Source organism: Phytohabitans rumicis, from assembly GCF_011764445.1.
Lineage (GTDB): Bacteria > Actinomycetota > Actinomycetes > Mycobacteriales > Micromonosporaceae > Phytohabitans > Phytohabitans rumicis.
Genome location: NZ_BLPG01000001.1, coordinates 7895643 through 7915591, shown reverse-complemented (window position 1 = coordinate 7915591; position 19949 = coordinate 7895643). Strand labels below are relative to the sequence as shown.

General features: G+C 71.0%; 15 protein-coding genes and 2 pseudogenes. 7 read left to right on the top strand and 10 right to left on the bottom strand.

The window, feature by feature from the left end; translation table 11 throughout:
• Nucleotides 1-7 precede the first annotated feature (7 nt).
• Nucleotides 8-268, top strand: a complete 261-nt coding sequence (locus Prum_RS35880; RefSeq protein WP_246278672.1) for a DUF1905 domain-containing protein — start codon at nt 8-10, stop codon at nt 266-268.
• Here the strand turns inward: Prum_RS35880 and Prum_RS35875 are convergent, their stop codons facing one another.
• Nucleotides 269-949 carry a winged helix-turn-helix transcriptional regulator gene (locus Prum_RS35875; RefSeq protein WP_173080861.1) on the bottom strand — a complete coding sequence of 227 codons (681 nt, stop codon included), beginning with the start codon at nt 947-949 and terminating at the stop codon, nt 269-271. It abuts the gene before it with no gap.
• 50 nt (nt 950-999) lie between these two features.
• Between Prum_RS35875 and Prum_RS35870 the strand changes: the two genes are divergently transcribed.
• A complete protein-coding gene (locus tag Prum_RS35870) occupies nt 1000-1725 on the top strand; it encodes a DUF899 family protein (protein ID WP_173080860.1) in 726 nt (241 codons plus the stop codon).
• Here the strand turns inward: Prum_RS35870 and Prum_RS35865 are convergent.
• The 6 genes and pseudogenes from Prum_RS35865 to Prum_RS35840 all read right to left on the bottom strand — a co-directional run bounded on the left by Prum_RS35865 (nt 1709) and on the right by Prum_RS35840 (nt 8517).
• The gene (locus tag Prum_RS35865; protein WP_218577507.1) at nt 1709-2992 is read right to left on the bottom strand and encodes a glycosyltransferase; all 1284 of its coding nucleotides are present in this window, start codon (nt 2990-2992) and stop codon (nt 1709-1711) included. The two genes, Prum_RS35870 and Prum_RS35865, sit on opposite strands and share 17 nt — an antisense overlap.
• A gap of 172 nt (nt 2993-3164) precedes the next feature.
• Nucleotides 3165-3599, bottom strand: a pseudogene (locus tag Prum_RS55370) (pyridoxamine 5'-phosphate oxidase family protein); the annotation flags it as partial.
• A gap of 3 nt (nt 3600-3602) precedes the next feature.
• A complete protein-coding gene (locus Prum_RS35855) occupies nt 3603-4544 on the bottom strand; it encodes an iron-containing redox enzyme family protein (RefSeq protein WP_173080858.1) in 942 nt (313 codons plus the stop codon).
• Nucleotide 4545: 1 nt separating this feature from the next.
• Nucleotides 4546-5901 carry a hypothetical protein gene (locus Prum_RS35850; protein WP_173080856.1) on the bottom strand — a complete coding sequence of 452 codons (1356 nt, stop codon included), beginning with the start codon at nt 5899-5901 and terminating at the stop codon, nt 4546-4548.
• Complete coding sequence (locus Prum_RS35845) at nt 5898-6725, bottom strand: phytanoyl-CoA dioxygenase family protein (RefSeq protein WP_173080854.1); 828 nt, start codon at nt 6723-6725, stop codon at nt 5898-5900. The genes Prum_RS35850 and Prum_RS35845 overlap by 4 nt, the downstream gene beginning before the upstream one ends.
• Nucleotides 6726-6753: 28 nt before the next feature.
• On the bottom strand, nt 6754-8517 hold the full coding sequence (locus tag Prum_RS35840) for an ABC transporter substrate-binding protein (protein ID WP_218577506.1): 1764 nt from the start codon (nt 8515-8517) through the stop codon (nt 6754-6756).
• Between the two features lie 171 nt (nt 8518-8688).
• Between Prum_RS35840 and Prum_RS55365 the strand changes: the two are divergent.
• The 5 genes and pseudogenes from Prum_RS55365 to Prum_RS35825 form a co-directional block, all read left to right on the top strand.
• Nucleotides 8689-9360: pseudogene (locus tag Prum_RS55365) on the top strand (glycosyltransferase); the annotation flags it as partial.
• Nucleotides 9361-9488: 128 nt separating this feature from the next.
• The gene (locus Prum_RS49990; RefSeq protein WP_218577854.1) at nt 9489-9632 is read left to right on the top strand and encodes a hypothetical protein; all 144 of its coding nucleotides are present in this window, start codon (nt 9489-9491) and stop codon (nt 9630-9632) included.
• The gene (locus Prum_RS52465; protein ID WP_246278317.1) at nt 9629-10093 is read left to right on the top strand and encodes a hypothetical protein; all 465 of its coding nucleotides are present in this window, start codon (nt 9629-9631) and stop codon (nt 10091-10093) included. Before Prum_RS49990 ends, Prum_RS52465 begins: the two co-directional genes overlap by 4 nt.
• A complete protein-coding gene (locus Prum_RS35830; RefSeq protein ID WP_246278316.1) occupies nt 9988-11499 on the top strand; it encodes an ABC transporter ATP-binding protein in 1512 nt (503 codons plus the stop codon). Before Prum_RS52465 ends, Prum_RS35830 begins: the two co-directional genes overlap by 106 nt.
• On the top strand, nt 11496-13283 hold the full coding sequence (locus Prum_RS35825) for an ABC transporter ATP-binding protein (RefSeq protein ID WP_173080852.1): 1788 nt from the start codon (nt 11496-11498) through the stop codon (nt 13281-13283). Before Prum_RS35830 ends, Prum_RS35825 begins: the two co-directional genes overlap by 4 nt.
• Here the strand turns inward: Prum_RS35825 and Prum_RS35820 are convergent.
• The 3 genes from Prum_RS35820 to Prum_RS35810 all read right to left on the bottom strand — a co-directional run bounded on the left by Prum_RS35820 (nt 13274) and on the right by Prum_RS35810 (nt 19921).
• The gene (locus Prum_RS35820) at nt 13274-18061 is read right to left on the bottom strand and encodes a diguanylate cyclase (RefSeq protein WP_218577505.1); all 4788 of its coding nucleotides are present in this window, start codon (nt 18059-18061) and stop codon (nt 13274-13276) included. The genes Prum_RS35825 and Prum_RS35820 overlap by 10 nt on opposite strands.
• A gap of 126 nt (nt 18062-18187) precedes the next feature.
• Entirely contained in the window at nt 18188-19237 is a 1050-nt protein-coding gene (locus Prum_RS35815) for a hypothetical protein (RefSeq protein ID WP_173080842.1), read from the bottom strand.
• A 51-nt stretch (nt 19238-19288) separates the two neighbouring features.
• On the bottom strand, nt 19289-19921 hold the full coding sequence (locus tag Prum_RS35810; protein WP_173080840.1) for a hypothetical protein: 633 nt from the start codon (nt 19919-19921) through the stop codon (nt 19289-19291).
• Between the last annotated feature and the right edge of the window lie 28 nt (nt 19922-19949).

Sequence of the window (19949 nt, the reverse complement as noted above, 5' to 3'; positions counted from 1 at the left end):
GCGAAATCTGGTACTGGAAGGGCCCGGCCCCTGGCACTTCGTCACCGTTCCCGACGAGCAGTGCGGCGAGCTGGCGGCGGCCGCCGCCCTCGTGACCTACGGCTGGGGCATGGTTCCGGTCACGGCTCAGATCGGGGACACCGAGTGGACGACGTCGCTGTTTCCGAAGGATGGCCGGTACGTCGTGCCGGTGAAGGCGCGGGTGCGTACGTCCGAAGGGCTTGAGGTCGGCGACGTGGTGACCGTCCGCCTGGCCGTCAACGCTTGACTACTGGCAGTTCAGCACGAAGAGCCCGACGACCCGGACGACGGCGTTCCGGTCGCCGGCTATGCGGGCGGTGCCGTCGCGTTCGGCGTGGGTGAGCGTCAGGTCGCCGAAGAGGATCCTGCTCCAGATCGTCGAGTCCGCCGTCACGGCCGCCGCCGGTTCCGGACCCGCACCCGCCCGGATGTCCAGGGTGCCGCCGGTCGCGGCCACGTGATAGCTGTACACCGGCGGGTCGGGCCGCCGGCGGTCGGCGAGGTGAAGGGCGACGACCGGCACTTCACCGGGGACCGCCGGGGCCATCGTCCGCATCGCGAGGGCGACCGCGTCGGGAGTCATGCCGCCGGCGGTGACCGGGTCGGGACCGGCGGAGTACCACTGGCCCAGTGCGCTCAGGACCGACTCCAGTCCGCGCCCCCACTCGGTGGCGGTGTACGCCCGGGTGCGGGCGAGGTCCGGCAGGACCACCTGGTCGACGATCCCGGCCTGACGCAGTGCCCGCAGGCGCTCGGTGAGGACCGCCGGGCTGATGCCACGGACCGAATCCTGCAGGTCGGCGAAGCGTTTGGGTCCGAGGATCAGCTCCCGCACCACGATCAGCGCCCACCGGTCACCCACGAGGTCGAGGGCGTTCGCGGCACGGCAGGCGTCACCGAGATCGCCGTAGGTCCGTTTGATAGGCAAATGTGCCTCACTATCTTCACAGAAGCGCCGATTATGTTTAGGGTAGCGGAATGTCGTCCGTCGAAACCACGAGCCCCGCCCCAGCGATCGTCGACCGGGAGGCATGGCTCCGCGAGCGCGAGAAGCTGCTGGTCCGCGAGAAGGCGCACACGCGCGAGGGCGACGCCATCGCCGCCGCCCGCCGCCGCTTGCCGATGACCGAGATCGCCCCGGCGACGCTGGTCGGAGCGGACGGCCCGACACCGCTGCGCGAGGTCTTCCAGGGGCGTGACCAGCTCGTCGTCTACAAGCACATGTGGCACCTCGGCAAGCCGTTCGAGGACCAGTGCGAAGGCTGCACGGCCACCATCTGGGACTTCCACGACGCGGCCTACCTGGAGGCGCGCGGCGTCTCCTTCGCCATCTTCTGCGAGGGTCCCTACGCGGAGACGGCTCGGTTCCGGGAGTTCATGGGTTACACCCACCCGTGGTATTCGACGTACGGCATCGAGGACCCGGCCTACGCCGGCGGCGGCGATATCGCCTGCTACCTGCGCCAGGGCGATCGGTTCTTCCTGACCTACGAGTCGACCAGCCGCGGTGTCGAGGCGATCATGTCGTCGCACAAGCTGCTGGACATGACGGCCTACGGGCGGCAGGAGGTGTGGGAGGACTCGCCCGAGGGGTGGCCGCAGAGGCCCACCTACTCGAGATGGCGCACCGCCGGACGCCCCGTCGGCCAGTGGACCCGGCCCGGGGCGACCCCCGTCGGCTCGCCGCCTACGTCAGAACTCTAGAGAGTTTTGGGGCCCCCAAACCGCTTTGGATCCCACCGGCCGGGGACGACGCCTCGATGATGCGATGCCCGATCCGGGCCGCCTCGGTCAGCAGGTCCTCGTCCCACCGGGGACGCAACCCGGCCAGCCGGGACGTCAGGACGACCACGTCCACGGACTTGTCGGCCAGCGGCGTCTGAATGCCGATCGCGTGGTGCCCGGTGTGCCGGCCGTCGACCAGCGCGGCGTCCAGCAGGTCGGCGTCGAAGTCGCACAGCACCGCCGGCGTGGCGGTGTCCGGGCTGTACGAGCCACAGCCGAACACCGCGATCCGCGCGCCCGGCCCGGCATCGCGGACCGCGGCGGCGACCTCCTTTGCCACGTCCGTCTCACGAGCCTTCCCGGTCCAGGCGATCAGGTCCTCGACGTGCTCGTTCCATTCCAGGCCGGACCCGTGGAAGACCAGCCGTTCACCGATCTCCATCATCGGCTGCCGGTGCTTGGCGAGGAACTGCCGCATGTTGACCCGGTAGGTGGCGTCCTGCACCTCCCAGTCCGACTCGTGCGGCACCTCGACCACCCACGCGTCCCGGTCGAAGGTGAACCGCAGGCCGGTGCTGTGCAGCCGGTAGGCGAGTTCCGAGTCCTCGGCGCCCCAGCCGACGAACGACTCGTCGAAGCCTCCGGCGGCCCAGAAGTCGCCGGCGTGGATCGAGACGTTGATGGTCCACATCAGGTCCCACGGCAGTGCCCGCCGCTCGGGATCGAAGTCCACCGGCTCCAGAATCGCGTGCCGCCGGTCGTGGAACGCCGGATTGCCGGCGAACAGCCGGACCGTCTCCTCGGGCGGGTGACTGAGGATCACCCCCTCGGCCCCCTCCATCGGCTCCTCCGGGTTGTAGCCGTAGGCGTACCCGATCACCGCCTTGCGGACCGGCCTCTCGTGGGCCGCCAGGTGCCGGCCGAGGAAGTCCGGGCCGGGCAGCGTCCCGCTGTCGAGGAACACCAGCAGCGGAGCGGCCGCCAGCCGGGCACCGGCGTTGCGTGCCTGGCCCGCCCGGAAGCCGAGGTCCTCCTGCCAGATGTAGCGGATGTGCAGGCTCCCGGCGAACTCCTGGACGACGGCGAGGGTGTCGTCGCTGCCACCGTCGTCGGCGACGATCACCTCGAACCGGTCCACCCCGATCCGCTGCCGGACGAGCTCGGCCAGCGTCCGGCGGATCATCGGCGCGCGCTGGTAGGTGGGTATGACGACCGTGACCTGCGGCGTCGCGATGATGCGGCTCACTCGCGCTCCCTCCCCGCGGCTGCCGGACGGGCCGGCAACAGCTGCTCATACTCCGGTTTCTGCTTCCAGGCGGCCGCGGGCGGCCGATAGTCCGGGCGCGGGCAGTCCCGGGAGTGCCCGCCGGTCCCGGGGTCGTGCAGGTAGCGGGGCAGTTCTCGAAGACCTGCTCGATCGTCACCCGCACGACCGCTTCCGCGCCGTGGTGCCCGGCGAGGACGCCGGCGTCGGTCGACACCTCGCAGGCACCGTTGACCCGCAGCTTCGAAGGTGTCTCGGGGAAGAGGAAGAGCAGGCCGATCCGGGCACCCCCGGCGGCGTTGCCGAGCGTGCGGTACATGCCGTTGCCGTCGTAGCTCGGAATCTCCAAGCACCGGCGATCGGGGACGCGGACAAAGCCCGGCAGCCCACCCTTGTACGAGCACTCCGGCTGCCCGTCATCGCTCACCGTGGCCACCCACACCGCGTCCGCCCCGCGGATCCAGTCGACGTGCTGGTCCTCGAGCGCGTCCAGCACGTACCTGCGGGCCAGGTGCGCGGCGAGCGCCCCCGTTCCGAACTCCTGTTGCAGGCGCCGGCTACCGGGCCGGTAGAAGTCGTCCGGCTCCATGCCTCAACGCAGCGCCTTCATCTGCTGCCACACCCGCCGGTAGTACGCGTTGGCGACGCGTTCCCGGGTCAGGATGCCGAGGCCGATCTCGCGCAGCATCTCGGGCGAGCGTTCGGTCAGCGGGGTGAGGACGTAGTCCAGCCACTCCGCGCCGTGGTCCTCGTCGACGTGGATGTGGATGCGCTGGTACTCGATCACGTCGTCCGGCACGCCGAGCCGCGAGCACCCCTCGACCATCGCCGTGAAGCGGGCCGGTGCACTGTGCTCCATCAGGCCGAGCGCGCCCAGGGAGCGGGGCGTGAGCTCCCGGTGGACGCCGTACATCAGGGTGAGGCAGGCGTTCTCGTAGATCTCGGCGCAGATCAGGTCGGCGACGTCGTAGCCCTGGTCGGTGAGCCGCTGCCGCATGTACTTGGCCGAGTGCTCGAACAGCACGGTGTGCATCCGTTCGAGCTTTCCCTCACCCATCTCGTCCCAGTAGTTCTCCGCCATGACCAGCTTCATCACGCTGGCCGAGCCGAGCTGGGCCAGCGCCACCAGGTCGTCGAAGCGGCTGTCGACCAGCTCCTCGGCCAGGAAGAACAGCGCCACCTCGGCCACGGTCGCGTCCTTGGCGAGGTAGCCGCAGAAGTCGGGCTGCACGTGGTCGGCGCTCAGCTTCTGGAACCAGTCCGCGAACCCCGCGGCGCTCGACGGCAGCCGTGCCGGGTCGACCTGGGCGTCCTCCCAGCGCAGCCAGGCACGCTCCAGCTGGACGATCTCCGGGTCGGTGTTGAGCCGGGGGATCCGCTGGAACTCGTGCGGTGCGCCCAGGTAGTCGGTGTAGTACCGGTGCAGGCGTCGGAACAGGTCCAGGCGCACCGCCATGTCGGGCGCCGACGAGTCGTGCGGGAAGGCCGCATCGAGGACCTCGTCGGTGATCACGGCACCGTGGGTCACGGTCATCTCAGTTCTCCTCAGCAACGGTCGAAGCCGACGACGCGGCGGTCAACGCCGGCGGCCGGATCGCGTCGATGGCGTCCCGGATGCCGGCGACGATCTTCTGTGCCTCGGCCGCGGTGGGCGCCGCGGCGATGACGGCGATCAGCGAGTCGTCCCAGGACAGGCCCCGGACGCTGGTCGGATAGGCGCGTACGCCCTCGTCCCAGAGCCGCTGGAAGATCGGCCGGAGGTGCTCGGCGTAGGTGATCCAGGACGGCACCTCGACCACGAAGTGTGCCGACAGCGTGAGGTCGCGCTCGGCGTCCCAGTTCTTCAGCAGCATGCAGGCGTGCATGGAACCGCTGCGCCGGGCGTTGATCTCGGTCACGTAGAGCTTGTCGTCGGTGCCGGCGACGCAGTCCACGCACATCCAGCCGCGGTATCCCAGCCGGTGCGCGGCCATGCCCAGCTCACGGGACACCTGCCGGACCCGCTCGCCCCAGACCGGCGGGAGGGCGCCGTCACCGACGTCGACGCTGCGGAAGACGTGCCCGTTCTTGACGGTCAGCGAGCAGAGCACGATGTTCTCCACGCCGTCCTCGCCGATCAGGATGTCCGCGGCGGGGCAGCCGACTCCTTCGGCGTGCGGGATGAACTGCTGCACCAGGATCGGGAAGGCGAAGAAGGAGTCCTTCACCGCGGCGGCCACGAACGACTCGACGCTGCCGGGTTCATCGCGGATGACCGCGGTTCCGGCGCCGGAGACCCCATACAGCGTACGGGCGACGACCGTCCCGTACCGGTCCAGCATGGCGCGCAATCCGCCGTGCAGCTCGGTCCAGTTGCAGAAGGTCATCCCCGGCGCGACGCGGACACCGGGCAGCTCCCGCGCCAGATCCATGCAACTGATCTTGGAATCCAGGTAGACGCTGGCCCAGTAGAGGTCCTCGGGCAGGTGGTCGATCCCGACCGGGAGACCCCAGCCACGCACGACCTCGGCCAGCAGATACGTCTCCGGGGTCGGCCCGGTCACGAGCAGTTCCACCCGGTCGTAACCCGTCAGGTGGGTGCGCAGCTCGTTCTGGGCCTCGCCGTCCTTCAGCAGGTCCGGCACGAGCATGCCGGTGCTGGGCCGGGGCGCGACGGCCGGCGGCTCCTCGATGCCGAGCGCGCGGTGCACGTCGGTGAACCACAGGCGGTCGTACCCGTGCGGGAGCACGAGCACCCGGGGCTCGACGCTCCAGAACACCGCGTGCTCGGCCTCGGAGGTACCGACGTAGGTGACGAGGCCGTCGCGTTCCGGGCCGGTGACGGTGAACGACGGATTCCGGAGCAGGAACTCCGCGCTGTTCATCAGGATGAGCTGGACGGTGCCGGTCATCGGGGTTCTCCGATCAGGTCGGCGGTGCGAGGGACGAGCGCGCGCACGTCCGGCTCGGCGAGGAAGGCGGGCCGGGGGTTCTCGACCTTGCGGGGCGCGTTGCTCATCGCGTTGTAGACGAAGATGGCCATGGCCCGGCGGCCCGGCGACATGTTGCGGACGGAGGCGTGCAGCAGGTTCGGGTGGAAGAAGAGCACGGACCCGGCGGGTCCCTTCGGGCTCACCATGCCGCCCAGGCCCGCCATCTCGGTGATGACGTCGGCGTTGACCAGGAACTTCTCGTCCGCGGTGAGGGTCGAGACCCAGCCCGGCGCGTCCTCGTACCCCAGCGGCATGCCGTCGCGCCCGGTCGCGGCCAGCACGCCGTGCCGGTGCGAGCCGGGGATGAAGGTGAGCGGTCCGTTGAACTCGGTGACCTCGTCCAGGAACACGGCCACGTTGACCATGTCGGGCCGCTCGATGCCGTCGTCCTGCAGCCAGTAGATGTAGTCCTGGTGCCAGTCCCACTGGTCGCCGGCGAACGCCGCCTTGATGTTCACCTTGGACTGGTGGACGTAGACCTCGTCGCCGAGGATCCGGCGGGCGGCGCCGAGCAGGGCGGGGTGACGCACCGCGCCGGGAAAGACGTCGCCCTTGCGATGTACGCCGTACACCGAGCGTACGGTGACGCCGTCGCGTTCCATGACGCGTTCCGGTCCGTCCTGGCGCAGCAGCGCCGGGACCGCCGACGCGAGGCTCGCGACGGTCTCGTCCGGCAGGAAGCCCGGCGGCATGAGCACGAAGCCGTCCTCGTGGAAACGCTGCACCGCGGCGGGGTCCATCATTGATGCCTCCTTGCGTTGGTGGCCGGATTCATCGGCGCCGGGGACGGATCTGGTAGAGCCAGTCGACGCCGGCTCCCTGGAAGGACGGCGGGGCGGTGGGGTTGGCGGCGGTCGGGAAGCCGGTCCACACCGTCTGGTTGAACTCGAAGAACTCCAGCGGCCGGTACATCAGCGGGACCATCGGCGCGTGCTCCATGAACAGGGTGTCGAGCGTGGTGAGCGTGCTCAGCAGCTCGGTGCCGTTGGCGACGGCGGCCTTGTCCAGCAGGACCGCGGTGTCCGGGTGACTGAACCGGCCGTAGTTGTAGGACGCCGGCAGACCCGGCTCCGGTACGCCCCGCATGTCGAGCACGTCGCGGAACCGCTGCCACGGGGTGCTGGGTGTGGTGGCGGTGATGTGCCAGACGGCGATGTCGAAGTCGGCGACGTAGAGAGTGGTGGCGGTCTCCGCCTCGCTCGGGTAGGTGGGGATGATCTCGATGCCGATCGCGCGGGCGTTCTCCGCGACGATCTCGATGGCGGTCTGCCAGTCGGTCCAGCCGGTCGGGGCCTGCATCTTCCAGCCGCCGAGCCGGGTGCCGTCAGGCAGACAGTAGACGCCGTCCGCGCCCTTGGTGGCGTGCAGCTCCTCCTCCAGGATGCGGACCGCCTCGGCCGGATCCGTACGCCAGCCGTTGCCGGCGACGTTGGCCGCGTCGAAGTAGGACGCTTCCGGGCCCATGGGCAGCAGCAGGCTGGACTGGGCCGGGTCGGAGTAGTTGGAGACCGCGTCCCGGGCGATCCGCGCGTAGTCGACGACGAACGCGATGGCCCGGCGCACCCGGGGATCGCTGAGTCCGGGCCGGCCGGTGTTAAAGATCATCATCGGCATGGCGCCGGGCAGGTGGTACGGCGCGCTGTCCAGCCAGGTGCCCACCGGCAGGCCGCGCTCCCGCAGCTTCCAGATCTCCGGCAGGTACTGCTGCATGACGTCGACCTCGCCGCGCTCGAAGGCGGTATTACCGGCGTCGTTGCCGTCGAAGACCGGGTGCACGATGTACTGCGGAGCGGGCAGCCGGCCCCGGAAGCAGCGTCCCCAGTACTTGTCGTCGCGGACCATGACCAGCTGCGACTCGTCGGCGACCTGCACCCGGTACGGGCCGGAACCGAGCGGGTCCTGCGTGTAGTACTCGCTCAGGTGCGCGTACCGGCGCTCCAGGCGCTCCCAAAGGTGCCTGGGCACGATGGGGATCTGCGCGAGGTGAGCCTTGATCATGCCGGGGTTCAGCTGCGCCTGGTTGAGGTGGAAGACGACCGTGTGCCGATCGGCCGCGGTCACCCCCGAGATGTAGAGCCAGACGTCGGAGAACTGCACCTCGGGATACCGCTGCGCCAGCTCGACGGTGTAGACCACGTCGTGCGCGGTCACCGGGCGCCCGTCGCGCCAGTGCGCTTCCGGCCGCAATCGTACGGTGAGCGTGGCAGGGTAGTTCGCCTTGAACGACTTGGCGAGCTGGGGGCGCAGCGTGCCGTCGCGGATATCGAAGGTGAACAGCGTCTCGTAGACCAGCTGCATGGAGTTGACCTGGGTCGGCCACGTCTGCTCACCGAACATGTTGAAGTTCGAGGGCGGACCCCAGAGGAAGCCGGCCGTGACAAGGGTCCGGGACCGGCCGTCCGAGCGTCCCTTGCCGGCGGGTGCGGCGTTCGCCGGTCCGGTAAGCAGGCCGGTGTTCAGGGCGGTGGCGGCGACACCTGCGGTCGCGCCCGTCAACAGATGACGGCGGGTGGGATGAACGGAGTCTGAAGGCATGTCGGAGTCCTTCCGGTCGCGCCGAGGCGACTCCATCGTCATGGTCAGTTTCGGCGCCGGACATCTCCGACGGTGCTAAGCCGCTAACGCAGGGCACGCTCGAAGTGTGTTGATCTGTACGGCGGCCATGAGACTGATCCAGACACTGCGTGATCTCGCGGAGGAGCTGCCATGACCGGTGAGCCCGAGCTCAGCGTCATCGTCCCCACGTACAACCGGGCGGCGCTGCTGACGCAGACCCTGCGGTCGCTGACCCGGCAGACCCTCGCGCCGCATCGCTTCGAGGTTCTCGTCTGCGACGACGGCTCGACCGACGACACCGCCGACGTGGTGGACGGTTTCAGCGATCAGCTGGACGTCCGCTTCTTCACCTCACCGCACGAGGGTTTCCGCGCCGGGCGGATGCGCAACACCGGCGTCACCCACGCCCGCGCCGAAATCAGCGTGTTCGTCGACAGCGGCGTGGTGCTGCACTCCGGCTGCCTCGGCGGGCACCTCGCGGCGCATCGGGCGTCGGGCGAGCCGGTCGCGGTCTGCGGGTACGTCTTCGGGTTCGCGCCGGACCCCAAGGACGCCGACGAGTTCTTGTCCACAGTGGACGTCAGCGATCCGGACAAGGCCATGGCGCGACTGCGGGAGACCGGCAGGTGGCCGGACGTCCGGGAGTTCTTCTATGAGAAGTACGGCGACGACTTCGCCGATCTGCCCGCTCCGTGGCTCGTCTACTGGACGGTGAACGCGTCCGCGCGTACGAGCCAGGTGCGGGCGGTCGGCATGTTCGACGAGGCGTTCCACGGGTGGGGCGGCGAGGACCTGGACCTCGGCTACCGGCTCTACCTCGACGGTGCCCGCCTTGTCCTTAGCCGGGCGGCGGCGGCGCTGGACATCCCGCATCCCAAGAACTTCGACAGCAACATGGAGAGCGCCGGCGAGAACTACCGCTACATGGTGCGGAAATACGGCACCCCGTGGTGGAGTTGCTCAGCACCTCCGACCCGGACGTCTTCTTCGATCTCAACGACATCATCCGCGAGCGTGGCCTGCCGGCGTGCCGTGACCTGCTGGCCGGCCGCCGCCATTCGGTCGACGACATCGACGCGGCGGTCGAAAGGTGACCATGCGCGGCCTGCTCGCCGACCGGCTGCGCATCATCCGGCTGTTGCGGTACGGCGGCGCCGGGCCGGTCACCGCCCTGGTGGCGATCAACCTGGTCCTCGGCCTGCTACCGGTGGCGTTCGTGCTGGCCACCGCGCGCCTGCTCGGCCTGGTGCCGGCGGCGGTCGAGGACGGACTCTCCTCCGCGGCCTTCGACTCGCTGGTCACCGCCTTCATCGTCGCCGCCGCCACGTTCGCCGGACAGCAGATCCTGGCCCCGCTGGCGTCCGCCGTCGGCGTCCTGGTGGCGAGGCGCGTCGACGGGCACGTCTTCGACCTGCTGATGGCCGCCACGCTGGGCACCCGGGCATCGCGGTGCTGGAGGACCAGGACGCGCTGGACGACCTGCGCCAGGCGGTCGGCGGTCTTGAGGTCGCCTACCAGTCGCCCGGCGAGGCATGTGCCGGGCAGGTCGCGCTGATCGCGCGATACACCCAGCTGGCCGGCTATGTCGCGGTGGTCGGCCTGGCCGCGTCGTGGCCGGCCGCGATCGGCCTGCTCGGGGCCGTTCTCCTTTTCCGGTACGGGCAGCGCGGCGGCCTGCGTAAGTTCGCCGACGTACGGATGGGTCTGTGGGACGCCGAGCGCGAGATGGACTACTTCCGGGAGTTGTCGCTGCGGCCCACCGCCGGCAAGGAGATCCGGGTGTTCGGCCTGACCGGCTGGCTGACCGGCCGGTACCGCGCCACCTATCTGGAGTGGATGCGCCCGTTGTGGGCGGCGCGGCGGCGGATCTATCTCTGGCCGTTCGTCTGGTTCGCGCTCTGGGGCCTGGCCGCGGCCGTGCTGATCTTCGTCCTGATCGGCCGGACCGCCGCCGGCGACCTGGCGCTGGTGGCGTTCGCCATCGTGGTGCAGGCCACCCTGGCCGCCCTGCGGCTGGGCGAGTTCTATCCCGAGGCCGACGTGCAGACCGCGATCGGCATGCTGGGCTACGACGGCGTGCAGAAGTTCGCCGAGCGTGTCCGTACCGAACTGCCCGCCGCGCAGGCGGCCGGCGCCGCCGGATCCGTGCCGGATCCGGCACGGACCATCCGCTTCCAGGGGATCACCTTCCGCTATCCGGGTACCGAACGGGCCGTCCTCGACGGGCTGGACCTGAGCATCCCGGTCGGGCGGTGCACCGCGATCGTCGGCCTCAACGGCGCGGGCAAGACCACCCTGGTCAAACTCCTCGCCCGCCTCTACGAGCCGGAGAGCGGCTCGGTGAGCGTCGACGGTGCGGACATCCGGTCGTACCCGATCGATCGCTGGCGGGAGCGGATCGCCGTGATCTTTCAGCAGTTCGCCCGATACGAGGTCTCTGCCGCGGACAACATCGGTTACGGCGCCGAGCGGTTCCGCGGCGACCGGGCCGGCATCGAGCAGGCCGCGGAGCAGGTGGGCATCGCCGCGGCGTTGCGTGCCCTGCCGCAGGGCTTCGACACGCCGCTGGGCCGCAACCTGACCGGCGGCGCCGACCTTTCCGGCGGCCAGTGGCAGCGGGTCGCACTGGCCCGGGCGCTGTTCGCCGTACGGCACGGTGCCTCGGTCGTCGTCCTGGACGAACCGACCGCGGCCCTGGACGTCCGTGCCGAGGCGCGCTTCTTCGACGAGTTCGCCGCCCTGACCCGAGGCGCCACCACCCTGTTGATCTCTCACCGCTTCTCCACCGTGCGCCGGGCCGACCACATCGTCGTGCTGGCCGACGGCCGGGTGTCCGAGCAGGGCAGCCACGAGGAGCTGATGGCCCGCGACGGGCGGTACGCCACCCTGTTCCGGCTGCAGGCCGACCGGTTCGCCGACTCCGACGTCAGCGCGCCCGAAGTCGGGAAGGTAGTGGCGTGAAAGACCTGATCAGAGGGGCGCGAGGCGTCCTCGGTGCGGCCTGGCGCCAGCACCGCGGCAAGACCATCGGCTCGATCCTGCTCATGGTGGCCGGCGCGGCGGCGGCGCCGCTGATCGCCGCCGCCCTGGCCTGGATGACCGATGCGGTGGTGGCCGGGGACGCCACCGCGGCCACGGTGGCCGGCGTGATCGTCGCCGTGCTGGCCATCGCCGTGCTGACCTTCGCCCACTTCGCCCACGTGCTCTACTTCGACCTGGCCGACCTCGCCGAGCTCGACTTCCAGGAACGCCTCATCGCGCTCTCGCACGGCACCACCGGGCTGCACCATCACGAGGACGCCCGGCAGGCCGACACGCTCAGCGTGCTGGAGCAGGACAGCCGGCAGTTCCAGGGCGCGATCGAGGCCCTGCTGAACACGCTCGGCCTGCTGATCGCGACCGGCATCACGGCGGTGCTGCTCGCCCGGCTGCATCCGGTTCTGCTCCTGCTGCCACTGGCCGCGATCCCGCCACTGGTGTGCGGGCGGTGGGCGGAACGCCGCATCGACCGCTCCCGGACGGCGGCCGCCGAACCCACCCGGGTCGCCCTGAACCTGTTCCGGCTCTCCACCAGCGCCGAGCTGGCCGGGGAACTGCGGGTGTTCCGGCTGCAGAACGAGCTGCGCCACCGGCACGGCACGCTCTGGGCGCAGGCCAGCCGCCGTCTCTGGCGCGGCCAGGTGACCGGCACGCTCCTGCGGATCGCCGGGCAGCTGGTCTTCGCCGCGGCCTACATCGCGGCGGTGCTGCTCGTGGTCACCAGCGCGGTCCGCGGCGACCGCAGTGTCGGCGAAGTGGTGCTCGCCATCGTCCTGGCCGCCCAGGTGAGCCAGCAGGTCACCCAGGCGGTGACCTTGCTGGAGACGCTGCAGCGCACCGCCAGCACCTATCGCCGGATCGCCGAGCTGGCGGAGTTCCTCAGCTCGCGGTCAGCCGGGCCGGCCGGTGCCGGAGCGCCGCCGGAGAGGCTTCGCGAGGGGATCGCCTTCGACGGCGTCTCGTTCACCTATCCCGGCACGGACACGCCGGTCCTGCGGGGCGTCGACCTCAAGCTGCCGGCCGGTACGACCGTGGCCGTCGTCGGCGAGAACGGCGCCGGCAAGTCCACTCTGGTGAAACTGCTCTGCGGTTTCTACCGGCCGACCGGCGGCCGGATCACGGTCGACGGGACCGATCTCAGCAGCCTGTCCATGATCGGCTGGCGGGAGCGGATCGCCGCCGGTTTCCAGGACTTCGCCCGCTTCGAGCTGGTGGCCCGGGAGACCGTCGGGGTCGGCGACCTGCCCCGGATGGCCTCGGCGGAGGCGGTGCTCGGCGGCCTGGAACGGGCGCACGCGACCGACGTGCTGAAGCATCTCGGCGACGGACTCGAGACCCCGCTCGGCAAGAGCTACACCGACGGCGCCGAGCTGTCCGGCGGGCAGTGGCAGAAGCTCGCCCTCGGCCGGGCCCTGATGCGGACGGCGCCGTTGCTGCTGGTGCTCGACGAGCCCACGTCGGCGCTCGACCCGCAGGCGGAGCACGACCTCTTCCAGCGGTACGCGGAGCAGTCGAAGCGGGTCGCGGCGGGCAACGGCGGCATCACGGTGCTGGTGTCGCACCGCTTCTCGACCGTACGCATGGCGGATCTGATCCTGGTCGTGGCCGGCGGCCGGATCGCCGAGCGTGGGGATCACGCGGCGCTGCTGGCGGCCGGTGGCGTGTACGCGGAGCTCTTCGACCTGCAAGCCGCCGCCTACCGCTGAGGCGCCGCGTGGACCCGGTTGCGCCCGCCGCGTTTGGCCCGGTACAGCTCCGCGTCGGCGGATTCGACAAGTTGGTTCCAGGTGCCCCGCTGCGGCGGGATCGTCGTGGCGACGCCGATGCTCACCGTGATGCCTCGGTCGCCGGCGCGGTCGCGCGGTTCGGGAAGCGTCATGACCGCCGCCCGTAGGCGCTCGGCGGCCGCCACGGCGGCGTCGAGGCTCATCCCGGGCATCACGACCGCGAACTCCTCGCCGCCGTACCGGGCGACCAGGTCGGTGTCGCGTACGTGCTGGCGCACCTTCGCGGCGACCCGCTGCAGGCATCGGTCGCCCGCAGCGTGTCCATAGTGGTCGTTGAAGAGCTTGAAGTGGTCGATGTCAATCATCGCGACGCTGATGGGTGACGCCATGGCCTGCGCGCGTTGCCACTCGGCGTCGAGGACCTCCTCCAGCCGGCGGCGGTTGGCGACTCCGGTGAGCGGGTCGGTGACACTCAACTGCTCCAGCCGCTCGTTGGCGATTCTGAGCAGTTCGTTGGTGACTCCCAACTCCTCCGTGCGTTCGGCGACCTTGCGCTCCAGCGACGCGTACACCATGGCGTTGTCGAGGGAGACGGCCAGTTGGCCGGCGATGAGCCGGACCCCGTCGAGCCTCTCGGTGGAGAACGCTCCGCGGATGAGGCGGTTCTCCAGCAGCAGCACCGCCCGGAGCATTCCCCGGTTGACGATGGGTACGGCCAGCAGCGAGCAGCCGGCGAGGTCGGCGAAGTACGGGTCGCGGGCGAAGCGGTCGTCGCGGGTGGCGTCGCGGGCGACCAGCGGCTCACGGATGCGTTGGGCGTAGCGCAGCACGGACATCGGCACGGTGTATTCGTGGCCGGTGCCGCTGATGAGGGCGGTGCCGCCGGCGCTGTCCGGCGCGGGCAGCAGCCAGTCCTGCCGCTCGTCGCTCCACAGCACCAGTCGTACGCCGGTGGCGCCGGTCATCGCGCTGAGCACCTCGACGACGTACGAGTGGAGCCCTTCGATGCTGGTCTGCGAGCTCAGCTCCTGCGACGCGGACAGGATGCCCAGTAGGTCTATCGTCCCGGTCGACACGGTGGATGGGCGCTCTTGCGGCCGCAGGGTCGGGTAGGCCCAGTCCAACTGGTCGACCTTCGCCGCCGCGCCCCAGACGAGATACTCCTGGCGGGCCTGGGCCAACAGCTCGTAGCCGGCGTGTTCGATGCCGTGGGCGAGGCAGAAGCGGGCCGCGCGTTCGGCGATCAGGGCCCGGTGCCACGGGCGCTGGCGGCCCGCGGCCTCGCGGCGCGCGGCGTCGAAGGCGAGTACGGCGGCGCGGAAGTCGCCGACCGCCCGGGCCCGCTCGGCCTCGACCAACCGCAGCAGGTGCAGGAGGTTGTCCGGCGCGTCCGCGGCGCGGGTGGCCAGCCACCGGATCACATCGTCCAGTTCGGACAGTAGCTCGTCGCGCTCGGTGCCGTGGCTGGTGCGGACCTGGCTGGCGAGCGCCAGCCCGCGTACCAGATAGGCCGTGGCGGTCGGGTAGCTGCCCAGGTCGGCGGGCAGCACCGGCATGGCCGCGGCGGTGTGCTGCGCCAGGGCGACCGGGTCGCCGAAGATGGCCGCCGCGACCGCGGCGCTGATGTGCCCGTGGAGAATCGCCAGCGGGTTGTCGGCGTACTTGTCGATGGGGACCACCGCGGCGGAGGTTTCGCCGCGCAGCACGCCGACCAGCCACCGGTAGATGTCCAGCGTCGCGCCGGTCTGCTCGTCGCCGCCGCGGCGCACCAGGGCCAGCCCCGCGTCCACCTCGGCGACAACGCTGTCCAGCGATGGCGCGCAGTCCAGCATGCCGCGCACGGTCGTGTGGTAGCTGTAGATGGCGTACACCAGGTCGCCGCTGCCGATCAGCCCTTCGCGGGCCCGGCGCGCCTGTTGGACGCCGTTTTCGACCGGCTCGAAGCACCAGCAGAGGGTGGCGAACAGGAAACGCGTCTGCGAGGTGTCGGGCTCGTAGCCGCGGGCCTCGCCCAGCGCCATTACCCGTCGCAGCGCCCGGTATCCGGCGGCGTAGTCCCCGCGCAGCGCCACCGCGCCGAAGGCGGCGATGCCGGCCGGGCCGACGAGGGTGCGGCCGGGGCCGTATTCGAGCCAGATCCGCACCGCTTCCAGGCTCAGCCAGGCGTGTGTGGTCGGGTCGGGGAAGAGGTACGCCGCCGGCAGGACCGCGTCGAGCAGGCGGGTGGTGGCGAGCAGCGTCGGGTTGGTGATTTCGGGTCGGGTCAGGTCGTCCGCGTCGCCGGCGCCGTCCAGCCACCGGTACAGGTAGTCGAATTGACCGTCCAGCTCCGCGGTGAGCCGCTCCCCCGCCGGTACGGCGATGCCGAACTCGCGCAGCCCCGCCAGGCCGAGACTGAGCGCCTCCGCGTAGCGGTTCCGGAAGGTCAGGCTGCGCACCTGTACGCCGGTCGCCGCCGCGCGCTCCATCGTGGACGGACGCAGCTCGACGATGGTGCGGTACTCCTCGTCCGCCTCCTCCAGGCGCCCCACGCTGAACAGCGCGGCGTGGCGGCTGGTGTGCACCTCGATCAGCGTGCCGGCGTCCGCCGGATCGACAAGCCGCAGCGCGGCCGTCAACAACACGTTCACCAGCGCGTAGTCCCCGATCAGGGCGGCCTGGCCGGCGGCGCGCCGCAACAGCCCGACGGCCCGGCGCCGCTCCCCCGGATCGTCGACCGCGTCGACCACCGGCAGGTACTGCTCCGCCGCGACGGCGAACAACTCCGGCACCGCCGCGAGCCGCCGCGCCATGGCCAGTTGCAGGGTGCTGCGCCGCCGTGGGTCCAGCTCCTCCAGGATCACCTCACGGATCCGGTCGTGGCGGAACCGCATCGCCTCATGCATCCCCGGCTCGACCACCAGCAGGCCCTCGTCGAGCGCGACGTCGAGGGCGTCCTCCACGGCGTTCGCCGGCTCGCAGGTCGCGATCTGCAGCACGGCGATGTCGGCGCGCGCGCCAAGACACGCCATCGTCTCGACCATCGCCCGCGACCGCGCGGGCATGATCGCCAGCCGCGCCGCCAGCAGCCCGCCGATCTCGGACCGGCCCAGGTTGGCCCGCACGGTCGTCGCGTCCCACCGCCATCCGCTGGCTGTCGCGGTCAGCACGCCCTCGCGGCGCAGCGCGGTGAGCAGCTCCGCGGTGTCGTACGGGTTGCCGGACGTGTACGGCTCGATCACCTCGACCAGGCCCGCCGCCATGCCGGAGTCCACGTGCAGCATCTCCGCGACCATCGTTTCCATGCCGCGCACGGGCAGGTTGTGCAGCTGAAGGTGGCGCACGGTGGCCTGGTCGCGCCACCGGGACAGCGGCGCGGTCAGCGGGTGCCCCGCGTCCACGTCGTCCTCGCGGTAGGTGCCCACCAGCAGCAGGCCGTCGATCGGCTCGTCGCCCAGCACGAGGTCGACGAAGCCGAGCGCGGTGCGCCCCGCCCACTGCAGGTCGTCGAGGAAGAGCACCACCGGCCGTTTCCGCGAGGCGATCGCGCGGAGCATCTGTACGCTGGCTCGCTGCGCCCGCGGCTGCGCGGTCAACGGATCCCCGGGATCGGGCGGCACCGCCAGCAGCGTCGCGAACTCCGGCGAGGTCGCCGTCACCAGGCCCGCGTTCAGACCGACCGCCTTCACGATCCGTTCGCAGACCTCGGCCAGCTCGTCCTCCGGTTCGGCCAGCAGGAGCCGGCCCAACGCGCGGAACGCCTGATGGACCGCGTCGAACTCCAGGGCCCGCCGGTACTGGTCGAACTTGCCGGCCACGTACCAGCCGTCGGCGCCGGTCACCACCGGTCGCAGCTGGTCGACCAGCGCCGTCTTGCCCACTCCCGGCGCGCCGCCGATGAGCACGCCGCGGCACCGTCCGGCGAGCGCCTCCGCGAACGCCGTCTCCAGCACCGCCACCTCGTCCTCGCGGCTCACCAGCCGCGACGGTGGCAGCAGCCGCAGCGGAAAGTCGTGTTCGCCGACGTGGACCGGGGCGGCGGCCGGACGCGCCAGGGTGTCCCGCAGCCGTTCCAGGTCGTGCGCCACACCGTCCGCGGTCTGGTACCGGTTGTCCGGTTCCTTCTCCAGCAGGTGCATGATGATCGCGGACAGCGGCCGGGGGACGGCCGGGTTCACCTCGGCGGGCGGTAGCGGCACCCGCGCCAAATGATCATGGGTGAGCCGCAGCGGGTCGCCGGAACCGAACGGCGGCTCCCCCGTCGCCAGCTCGTACAGCGTGGCGCCCAGCGCGTACAGGTCGGCGCGTTCGTCCACCGACCGGCCGGTACGCCCGGTCTGCTCCGGCGCCAGGTACGCCAGCGTCCCGACGATCTCGGTGTGATGCGTGAACGCCGGGCGGATCTCGGCCAGCGACGAGGCCAGCGCGAAGTCCACCAGGCACGGGGCCCCGTCGCGGGAGATCACGATGTTCGCCGGGGAGATGTCCTGGTGCATCACCCCGCGGCGGTGCATCCCGGCCACCACGCGGGCCAGCTCCAGCGCCAGTCCGACCAGGTCGTCGACCGCCAGTGGTGTCGCCAGCCCGGTCAGGCTCGTGCCGCCGTCCGCCAGCACGACCGACCCCGGGTACCGCGGCATGTCCAGCAACTGGGCGACCCCCGTGGCGCCGCGCAGCCGCTCCAGCATCGCTACCTCGTGGCGCAGCCGGCGTTCCGCGTCCCGCCCCAGCGGCTCCTTGCGGATGGCGGTATGCCCCGCGAGGAACAGCCGGGTCACGCGCGTGCGTTCGCTCTCGCGCAGTACCTCGCTCCGAACCGGCGCTTCCATACACCGTGCTTACACCTGTTCGAAGGGCCAGGTCGGCGGCTTGATCAGAACGCAACCCGAGACATTCTGACGGGCTCAAGCAGGATTTGGGTCTTTTGCCGCCTCTGTTCCCTTCTGGGCCTCTGCCCGGCCTTCCTCCCGAGCCCGGGCCAGCAGCTCCGCGAGCCGCCGCCGGCGCCGCCGGAGGACGGTCCGGAGGGCGAGGACCAGGGCGACGAGGACGGCGACAGGGACCAACTGCGCCCCCGGCAGGGTCCATACCGTCACGGTGGCCGCGGCCGGCCGGATCTCCGCGCCGGTCGCGTCGCCGGCGGGGACAGCGGGGGTCAGGTCGACGGTGGTACGCAGCAGTCCCAGCGCCCAGACTCCGGCGACGCGGACCTCGACCTCTCGGCCGCCGCCCGGCAGCACCTCCTCAACCCGGGTCTGGGCACCATGCTCGGCGAGGCCGAACAGTTCGGTGGTGGTCACCTTGCCGGCGCCGGTCACGGCGACGCTGCCGTCGTTCGTCGCGGTGTACCTGACCAGGATGGCGCCGGCCGAGAAGGGGTTCCATGACCGCTTGTACGTGGCGGTCAGGTCGTCGACGGCCAGCGACGCCGTGACCGTGCCGCTGACCCGCATCATGACCCGGAAGCCGACCCGGCTCTCGACGGCGACCGTGCCGCCGGTGCTGGTGATGGTCGCCGCGATGCCGGCCGGGTGGTCGCCCGGCGTGGCGTCCCGGGGCACGGTGATGGTGAACGGCACGACCGCCGTCGCTTTGGCGCCGACGGTGACCTTGTCCTGCACCCGGATCCACGTGCCGCCGTCCACCGACGCCTGATTCGACGGGAGCATGTTGAAGCGGCCCTTGTCGGTGAGGTAGCCGTCGGCCGCCTTCAGGAAGAAGGTGGCGGGGCGGTCGCTGAAGTTCCGCACGGCCAGCCGTTCGGTCACCACCTGACCCGGGTCGAGCGACCGCTCGACCCACCGGCGGCCGTCCGGGCCGTTCTGGTCGGCCGGCTGGACCGCCCACGTGAGCGCCGGCGTGCTGGGTTCGGCCATGGCACCGGCGGGCGCGATCGGCGCGGCGACGAGCACCGCGACCGCCACCGCGAGCAGCCGCGGCAGAGTTCGGATCATGGCGGTCCTCCAGCCCGAGGGGGCCGCGCCGAGCGCGGCCCCACCCGTGCGTCATTCAAACAGCGACAGGGTCAGGGTCGAGGTGTACGCGCCGGCGGCGACATCCGCCGGGGCGCGCAGGAACAGGTTGGCGTTGACGGAGTACGCGTCGCCGGTGACCGCCTCGGAGTCGAACGTGGACACCAGCAGCTCCTGGTCGACCAGACCGACGTTGTTGCCGGGCTGGGTCGGCTCGTCGATGACGGTCACCACCTCCTCGCCCTCGGTGACCTGACCGGTGTCGCCGCCGTCGATCAGGTTCGGCTTCCAGCCGAGATGACCGGCGCTGATCGGTGCCTGGCCGGCGCTGCCGACGAAATCGGTCGCGCTGCCCAGGACGGCCCACGCGGCGCCGTCGGGGATCTCCTCCGGCGTACGGGTGTCGGTAACCGTCACCGTCGGCAAGGTACCGACGAATTGGCGTACCAGCAAGGTCGAGCCGTCCTCGGACAGCGCGACGGCGTTGGCGGCGATCGACAGGGCGAGCACGCCCGGTTCCTGGATCTCCTCGATGTCGACCGTCACCCGTACGTCACCGCTGTCGCCGGGCTCGGCCAGGGCCGGCGACGGCAGCGCCATCGCCCCGGCCAGGACCGCGCCGGCGGCACCGGTCGCGGCCAGCCGCTTGCGTTTCGATGTGCTCATGCGATGCTCCACTATCCTTTGTAGTCGG

What these genes read in the sequence shown, in the direction of transcription:
- Prum_RS35870 (WP_173080860.1), top strand. Translation starts at nt 1,000, where the DNA reads ATGTCGTCCGTCGAAACCACGAGCCCCGCCCCAGCGATCGTCGACCGG.
- Prum_RS35855 (WP_173080858.1), bottom strand. Translation starts at nt 4,544, where the DNA reads ATGACCGTGACCCACGGTGCCGTGATCACCGACGAGGTCCTCGATGCG.
- Prum_RS35850 (WP_173080856.1), bottom strand. Translation starts at nt 5,901, where the DNA reads ATGACCGGCACCGTCCAGCTCATCCTGATGAACAGCGCGGAGTTCCTG.
- Prum_RS35845 (WP_173080854.1), bottom strand. Translation starts at nt 6,725, where the DNA reads ATGATGGACCCCGCCGCGGTGCAGCGTTTCCACGAGGACGGCTTCGTG.
- Prum_RS35840 (WP_218577506.1), bottom strand. Translation starts at nt 8,517, where the DNA reads ATGCCTTCAGACTCCGTTCATCCCACCCGCCGTCATCTGTTGACGGGC.
- Prum_RS35815 (WP_173080842.1), bottom strand. Translation starts at nt 19,237, where the DNA reads ATGATCCGAACTCTGCCGCGGCTGCTCGCGGTGGCGGTCGCGGTGCTC.
- Prum_RS35810 (WP_173080840.1), bottom strand. Translation starts at nt 19,921, where the DNA reads ATGAGCACATCGAAACGCAAGCGGCTGGCCGCGACCGGTGCCGCCGGC.